This window comes from Streptomyces sp. NPDC020299 (assembly GCF_044387825.1).
Taxonomy (GTDB): Bacteria; Actinomycetota; Actinomycetes; order Streptomycetales; family Streptomycetaceae; genus Streptomyces.
On record NZ_JBIRWL010000024.1, the window covers coordinates 23980 to 31307 of the forward strand.

Here is a 7328-nt window from a genome sequence, read left to right on the forward strand (position 1 = left end):
CCCGGTCCTGTTTCACCCTCCTTCAGGTCAAGTCACGCCGCGTCGCCGACCGGGCGGGGGTGATCGCCGCAGTACGCTCGCGGCACCGACCGCGACCCGAGAGGGGCCCCACCGTGAGCGTGCGCGTGCGCCGGATCTACGAAACACCCGAGCCCGACGACGGCCTGCGCGTCCTGGTCGACCGGCTGTGGCCGCGCGGCGTGTCCAAGGACGCGGCGCAGGTGGACGAGTGGCCCAAGGGCCTCACCCCGTCGGACGAGCTGCGCCGCTGGTACCACGGCGGCGAGGGGTCCTACGAGGAGTTCCGCAGGCGGTACGAGGCGGAGCTCGCCGCCCCTGAGGCCGCCGAACTCCTCGACGGCCTCAGGGAGTCGGCCCGCAAGGGGCCGGTCACCCTCGTCACCGCGTCCAAGAACCTGGAGCAGGGCCACGCCGCGGTACTGGAGCGCCTGCTGGGCGACTGAGGTGCCGTCCCCCGGCTTGACGGTGTCTCAGGCCGTCTGCCGTGCCGCCGCCTGCCCCGCGGCACGGCCCGAGAACAGGCAGCCGCCGAGGAAGGTGCCCTCCAGCGCGTTGTAGCCGTGGACGCCGCCGCCGCCGAAGCCGGCCACCTCGCCCGCCGCGTACAGCCCGCCGACCGGCTGCCCGTCGGCGCCCAGGGCGCGGGAGTCCAGGTCGGTCTGGATGCCGCCGAGGGTCTTGCGGGTCAGGACGTGCAGCTTGACGCCGACCAGCGGCCCGGCCGCCGGGTCGAGGATGCGGTGCGGGGTCGCGACCCGGCCGAGGCGGTCGCCGATGTAGCGGCGGGCGTTGCGGATGCCCTGGACCTGGCTGTCCTTGCTGTAGGGGTTGGTGATCTGGAGGTCGCGGGCCTCTATTTGGCGCCGTACCTCGGCCGCGTCCAGCAGCGGCTTGTCCGTCAGCCCGTTCATCTTCTCCACGAGCTTGTCGAGGGTGTCGGCGGTCACGAAGTCGGCGCCGTGGCGCACGAAGTCCTGCACCGGGCGGGGGGCGCCCTTGCCGAGGAGGCGGTCGCGCAGGACGGCCTTACGGTCCTTGGCGGTGATGTCGGGGTTCTGCTCGGAGCCCGACAGCGCGAACTCCTTCTCGATGATCTTGCGGGTGAGGATGAACCAGGAGTGGTCGTGGCCGGCGATGTCCTCGGTGGTGCGCAGGTGTTCGAGCGTGCTGAGCGTGTCGTAACCGGGCAGGCAGGGGTCCGGCAGCCGGCGGCCGAGGGCGTCAAGCCACAGGGAGGACGGGCCGGGCAGGATGCGGATGCCGTGGCCGGGCCAGATCGGGTTCCAGTTCTGGACGCCCTCGGTGTAGTGCCACATGCGGTCCCGGTTGACCAGCCGCACGCCGGCCTCGGCGCTGATGTCGAGCATGCGCCCGTCGACGTAGGCGGGGACGCCGGTGACCATCTCGGCGGGGGGCGTGCCGAGCCGTGCGGGCCAGTAGCGGCGGACGATGTCGTGGTTGCCGCCGATACCGCCGCTGGTGACGATCACGGCCTGAGCGGTCAGCTCGAAGTCGCCGACGCGGTCGCGGTTGGAGGCCACTCCGCGCGGCGAGTCGTCGTCGGCCAGGACCGTGCCGCGCACTCCGCGTGCCGTGCCGTCCTCGATGACCAGCTCGTCCACCCGGTGCCGGTGGTGGAAGGTGAGCAGCCCGTCCCGGGCGGCCTGCTCGGCGTACCGCGCGAACGGTTCGACGACGCCGGTGCCGGTGCCCCAGGTGACGTGGAAGCGGGGTACGGAGTTGCCGTGCCCGTCGGCGCGCAGGTCGCCGCGCTCAGCCCAGCCGACCGTGGGCAGCAGGGTGATGCCGTGCCCCTCCAGCCAGGACCGCTTCTCCCCCGCCGCCCACTCGACGTAGGCGCGCGCCCAGCGCACCGCCCAGGAGTCCTCGTCGTCCTGCCGGTCGAACTTCGCGCTGCCCTGCCAGTCGTTCCAGGCGAGGTCGAAGGAGTCCTTGATGCCGAGGCGGCGCTGCTCCGGGGAGTCGACGAGGAAGAGCCCGCCGAAGGACCAGAACGCCTGGCCGCCGAGGTTGGCGGCGTTCTCCTGGTCGAGCAGGGCGACCCGCCGGCCCCGGCTGGTGAGTTCGTGCGCCGCGACCAGGCCCGCGAGGCCCGCTCCGACGACGATGACGTCCGCGTCCATGACGACCGTTTTCCTTCCCTATACGACTCGTTCGGGGGCGCTGCCATCGGTCAGCAGCGCGGTCAGCAGTTGCCCCAGCCAGGCCCGGGCGGCCTCCACGTCCCGGTCCAGCAGCAGTTGCGTGGTGACCCCGTCGTACGCGGCGACCACGGCGTGCGCCGCTCCGTCGACGTCGCCGAGTACGGCGGGCAGTTCGGTGTGGCCCTGGGCCCGGGAGAGCCGGTCGGCCACGGCACGTCTGAGGCGGGCCCGGTGGTCGAGGAGCACTCGGGCGACCTCGGGGTCACGGGCGGCGTGCACCAGGAAGTCGGTCTTCACGAGCAGCCAGTCCACGTCGAGCAGCAGCACCTCGGTGACCCGGTCCACGGAGGCGGGCACGTCGAGGTCGGCGCCGTCGCCGGCGAGCGCGTCGGCCACCTGCTCCGCGATGAGGTCGGCCCGCTCCCGGTACAGGGCGAAGAACAGCTCTTCGAGGGTGGCGAAGTTCGAGTAGAAGGCTCCCCGGCTGAAACCGGCCGCCTCACAGACCTCCTCGATGGAGACCCGGCCGAAGCCCTTGGCGGCGAAGACGCTGAACGCGGCGTCGAGCAACCTGGCCCGCGTGCGGCCCCGGCGCCTGGTCACACGCTTGGCAGCGCCCTCCACCGTCATGCCCGACCTCCGTTCGATACATGAATGTATCCGATGCGCTGATGTATCGAAACCCTCGCGACAGCACGACAAGACATAGGAACGCATTTTCGATTAAGGGGTACGCTGGCACCATGGCCAGGCACCTCCAGGGCTCCCTCTTCGACCAGACCGACGAGCTGCGGCTCGGCCCCCTGGGCGGTCTGCGCCGCACCGGACTGGGCTCCGGCGCCTGGATCGACGTGCTGCCCGGCTGGCTGAGCGGCGCCGACGCGCTGTTCGAACAGCTGGCGGCCGAGGTGCCCTGGCGCGCCGAGCGCCGCAAGATGTACGACAGCGTGGTCGCCGTACCCCGTCTGCTCGCCTTCTACGGCGCCGGCGACGCGCTGCCGCACCCCGTGCTCGCCGAGGCCCGCGACGCGCTCTGTGGGCACTACGCCGACGAACTGGGCGAACCCTTCACCACGGCCGGACTGTGCTTCTACCGCGACGGCCGGGACAGCGTGGCCTGGCACGGCGACCGGATCGGGCGGGGCGCCCATGAGGACACCATGGTCGCCATCCTGTCCGTGGGCGCGCCCCGTGACCTGCTGCTGCGCCCGGCACACGGGGGCGGCGCGAGCGTCCGGCGACCGCTGGGCCACGGCGACCTGATCGTCATGGGCGGTTCCTGCCAGCGGACCTGGGAACACTGCGTCCCCAAGACCACCCGCGCCACGGGACCGCGCATCAGCGTCCAGTTCCGCCCGCACGGCGTCCACTGAGCGTTCCTTTCCAGCATGCGGCCCGCGAACCGCCGCGCCCACCTGATCTGCTTTGCTGTCCCCGACGGTCAGGCACCTCACCACCGGGGACGCTCATGCGGGCAGACGTACACCAGGTCGCCGACGGCACCTATCTGGTGCACGACAGCGACACCAACTGGGTGATCCTCCGGGACGGCGACGCGCTCACGCTGGTGGACACCGGCTACCCCGGCGACCGGCAACGGCTGCTGGCCTCCCTGGAGGCGGTGGGCGGTGGGCGGCGGGCCCGAGGCCGTCGTGGCCGTACTGATCACGCACGCCCACAACGACCACATCGGCTCGGCCGAGTATCTGCGCACCGCGCACGGCACGCCCGTCCTCCTCCACCCGGCCGAGGTGCCGCACGCCCGCCGGGACTTCCTCCAGCAGGTGTCCGGGGGCGGGGTGCTGCGCAACGCCTGGCGGCCGGGCGTGCTGCCGTGGGCGGTACGGGTGCTGCGCTCCGGCGGCACCGAGCGGCATCCCGTGACCGCTCCGCGGGCGTTCTGGGCCGACGGCCCGCTCGACCTGCCGGGCCGGCCCGTCCCCGTGCACACCCCCGGCCACACCGACGGGCACTGCGTCTACCACCTGCCCCAGACGGGCGTCCTCGTCTCCGGCGACGCCCTGGCGAGCGGGCACACCACCTCGCGCGTCCGGGGACCGCAACTGCTGCCCGACATGTTCCACCACGAGCGGACCCGCGCGGTCTCCTCGCTGGAGATCATCGAACGCCTCGACGGTGACATCCTGCTGCCGGGGCACGGACCGGTCCACCGGGGGCCGGTACGGGAAGCCGCCCGACTGGCGCGAGAACGCGCCCAAGCCACCTGAGGTTCCTGTCATGGCCTTGCAGATCAGCGCCACCAACCCGGAGCACCCCGCGCTCCTGCTCGAACTCCCCTGGGGCACGCCCCTGGAGGAGTGGCCCGAGAAGTACCTCGTACCGCTGCCCCGGGGCATCTCCCGGCACGTCGTGCGGTACACCCGGGCCGGCGACGAGGTGATCGCCGTCAAGGAGCTCGCGGAGCGGCCCGCGCTGCGCGAGTACGAGCTGCTGCGCGACCTGGACCGGCTGGGCATCCCCGCCGTGGACCCCCTCGCGGTGATCACCGGGCGCACCGACCGGGCGGGCGACCCGCTGGAACCGGTGCTGGTCACCCGGCACCTGGGCGGCTCGATGCCGTACCGCTCGATGTTCGAGACGACCATGCGCCCGGCGACCATGCACCGCCTGATGGACGCCCTGGCGGTGCTGCTGGTGCGGCTGCACCTGGCCGGGTTCGCCTGGGGCGACTGCTCGCTGTCCAATACGCTGTTCCGGCGGGACGCGGGCGCCTACGCGGCCTATCTGGTGGACGCCGAGACCGGTGACCTGCACCCGCGGCTCAGCCTCGGCCAGCGGGATTACGACCTGGACCTCGCCCGTGTGAACATCAGCGGCGAGCTGCTGGACCTGGAGGCGTCGGGCGCGCTGCACCCCTCGGTGGACGCCATCGAGTTCGGGTACGAGATCTGCACCCGCTACGGGAACCTGTGGGAGGAGCTGACCCGCACCTCCGTGTATCCGGCGGGCGAATACCACTACATAGAGCGGCGCATACGCCGGCTCAACGACCTGGGTTTCGACGTCGCCGAGATGCAGATCGAGCACTCCACCACCGGCGACACGGTCACCTTCGTGCCGAAGGTCGTCGACGCCGGCCACCACCAGCGCCAGCTGCTGCGCCTGACCGGCCTGGACACCGAGGAGAACCAGGCGCGGCGGCTGCTGAACGACCTGGAGAGCTGGATGGCCACCCAGGACGACTACGCCCCGGGCGACCCCCTCGCCGCCCGCCCCGAGGTGCTGGCCCACCGCTGGGTGCGGGACGTGTTCCGGCCCACCGTACGCGCCGTGCCCCTCGACCTGCGCGGCTCCATGGACCCGGCGGAGATCTACCACGAGCTGCTGGAGCACCGCTGGTACCTGTCCGAACAGGCCCAGCAGGACATCGGCCTGGACACGGCCGTCGACGACTACATCGCGAACGTCCTGCCCAAGGCCCGCACGACGCTGGAGCCGATCGTCCCGGAGTAGGGCCTGTCAGTCGTGCGGGACGACGGCCACCGGGCACTCCGCGTGGTGCAGCACCCCGTGTGCCACCGAGCCGATCCGGGCGCCGACCGCCGTGAGATGCGCGCGGCGTCCCACGACCATCAGTTGGGCCCGGCCGGCCACCGACAGCAGCACCTGCCCCGCGCTGCCCATCTCCACCTGCTCGGTCACCGGCACCTCGGGGAACCGCTCCCGCCACGGCTTCAGCGCCTCGGCCAGCGCCTTCCGCTCGTACGGCTCCAGCCCCCCCACCTCGTCCAGCAGCTTGAGCGAGCCGGGGCTGTAGGCGAACACGGGCGGCAGGGTCCAGGCGCGTACCGCCCGGAGGGTGGCGCCGCGGGCCGCCGCAGCCTCGAAGGCGAACCGCAGGGCGGCGGCGCTGTCCTCGGGGCCGCCCTGCTGCCCCACGACGACGTCCCGTCCGGCCGCCTCGCCCGACGGCCGGTCCCCTGCGCGCACCAGCACCACGGGCCGCGTGGCCTCCGCGATCACCTGCTGCCCGACGGAACCCAGCAGGAACCCGACGACGGCGCCGTGTCCGCGCGAGCCCAGCACCAGCGTGTCCGCCTCGGCCGCGGCGGCGACGAGCGAGTCCACCGTGCCGCCCTCGACGGCGTCGGTCGTCACGGTCAGCTCCGGATGCCGCCCGGAGACGGTCCGCGCGGCCTGTGCCAGCGCCGCCGTCACCCACCCGGCCTGGGTGTCCCGGTCGGCGCCGGCCACGTCCTCGTGCCGCCAGGCATGCACCACCCGCAGCGGCAGCCCCCGGCGGACGGCCTCCCGTCCGGCCCAGGCCACCGCGGCGAGGCTCTCCTCCGTGCCGTCGAACCCTGCCGTGATCGGGCGTGTCATGTACGGGCCTCCTGATAATCGCTGCTTGTGTGGATCAGTCTTCACTACCCTGCCCCCATGACCTTGCAGTGGGAACAGGTGATCGTGGACGCGACGGACCCGGAGGCGCTGGGGCGTTGGTGGACCGAGGCGCTGGGCTGGGTGGTGGTGAACGACGACCCCGACGAGTACGAGATCCGGCCCGCGCCCGACCGCCTGCCCGGGCTGCTCTTCGTGCCGGTACCCGAGAAGAAGAGTCTCAAGAACCGGCTGCACCTCGACTTCCGGCCCGACGACCAGGCCGCGGAGGTCGCCCGGCTGCTTGCGCTGGGGGCCCGGCACGCGGACGTCGGGCAGGGTGAACAGCCGTGGGTGACGCTGGCGGACCCGGAGGGCAACGAGTTCTGCGTGCTCGCCTCGCGCCGTCCCTGAGCGCGGTGCGGGGTTCGAACATACGATGGGCGGGAACCGGTGCCGTGACAACGGGGTGGGAGACGTATGACACAGGCCGCCGAGGCAGCGCGGACCGTCATCCTGACCGTGGTCATCCTGCTGGTGAGCGGGATCGCTGGCGTGATGGTCGGCCGGAATGAGGGCCTGGGCGCCGGGCTGACGGTGGCTATCGGGCTGACCGGTCTCCCGCATGTCGTCGTCCGCCGGTAGCCCGTCCCCTGCTCGGTGCCGGTGATGTTCGAGTGGGCGTGGGGGGGGGGCCCCCGCGGGGGGGGGCCCCCCCCCCCCCCACACCCCCCCGGGGGGGGGGGGGGGGGGGGGCCCCCCCCCCCCGGGGGGGGGGGGGGGGGGGGGGTTGGGAAATAG

8 protein-coding genes and 1 pseudogene are annotated in these 7328 nt (G+C 72.8%); 6 read left to right on the forward strand and 3 right to left on the reverse strand.

The genetic code is table 11. The features are described 5' to 3' along the window. Positions 1-113: 113 nt before the first annotated feature. Positions 114-464, forward strand: coding sequence for a DUF488 family protein (locus tag ACH45E_RS39785; RefSeq protein ID WP_361453961.1), 351 nt, complete (start codon positions 114-116; stop codon positions 462-464). A 27-nt stretch (positions 465-491) separates the two neighbouring features. Here the strand turns inward: ACH45E_RS39785 and ACH45E_RS39790 are convergent, their stop codons facing one another. Continuing rightward, the gene (locus ACH45E_RS39790) at positions 492-2165 is read right to left on the reverse strand and encodes an FAD-binding dehydrogenase (protein ID WP_361453958.1); all 1674 of its coding nucleotides are present in this window, start codon (positions 2163-2165) and stop codon (positions 492-494) included. Positions 2166-2183: 18 nt separating this feature from the next. Then, on the reverse strand, positions 2184-2816 hold the full coding sequence (locus tag ACH45E_RS39795; protein WP_361453955.1) for a TetR/AcrR family transcriptional regulator: 633 nt from the start codon (positions 2814-2816) through the stop codon (positions 2184-2186). 113 nt (positions 2817-2929) lie between these two features. On the opposite strand from ACH45E_RS39795, the gene ACH45E_RS39800 reads away from it, so the two are divergent. From ACH45E_RS39800 to ACH45E_RS39810, 3 genes and pseudogenes are all read left to right on the forward strand, one after another. Then, positions 2930-3559 (forward strand): alpha-ketoglutarate-dependent dioxygenase AlkB, encoded by a 630-nt coding sequence (locus tag ACH45E_RS39800; protein WP_361453952.1) that lies wholly within the window; start codon positions 2930-2932, stop codon positions 3557-3559. A 95-nt stretch (positions 3560-3654) separates the two neighbouring features. Next, positions 3655-4414 (forward strand): annotated as a pseudogene (locus tag ACH45E_RS39805) (MBL fold metallo-hydrolase). Between the two features lie 10 nt (positions 4415-4424). Next, positions 4425-5660: a DUF4032 domain-containing protein gene (locus tag ACH45E_RS39810; RefSeq protein ID WP_361453949.1), complete on the forward strand. Its 1236-nt coding sequence runs from the start codon at positions 4425-4427 to the stop codon at positions 5658-5660. 6 nt (positions 5661-5666) lie between these two features. Here the strand turns inward: ACH45E_RS39810 and ACH45E_RS39815 are convergent, their stop codons facing one another. Next, positions 5667-6530, reverse strand: a complete 864-nt coding sequence (locus tag ACH45E_RS39815) for a universal stress protein (RefSeq protein WP_361453946.1) — start codon at positions 6528-6530, stop codon at positions 5667-5669. Positions 6531-6587: 57 nt separating this feature from the next. On the opposite strand from ACH45E_RS39815, the gene ACH45E_RS39820 reads away from it, so the two are divergent. Both ACH45E_RS39820 and ACH45E_RS39825 read left to right on the forward strand, forming a co-directional pair. Continuing rightward, positions 6588-6941, forward strand: coding sequence for a VOC family protein (locus tag ACH45E_RS39820; protein WP_361453943.1), 354 nt, complete (start codon positions 6588-6590; stop codon positions 6939-6941). A 66-nt stretch (positions 6942-7007) separates the two neighbouring features. Then, positions 7008-7172 carry a hypothetical protein gene (locus tag ACH45E_RS39825; RefSeq protein ID WP_361453940.1) on the forward strand — a complete coding sequence of 55 codons (165 nt, stop codon included), beginning with the start codon at positions 7008-7010 and terminating at the stop codon, positions 7170-7172. Positions 7173-7328 lie beyond the last annotated feature (156 nt).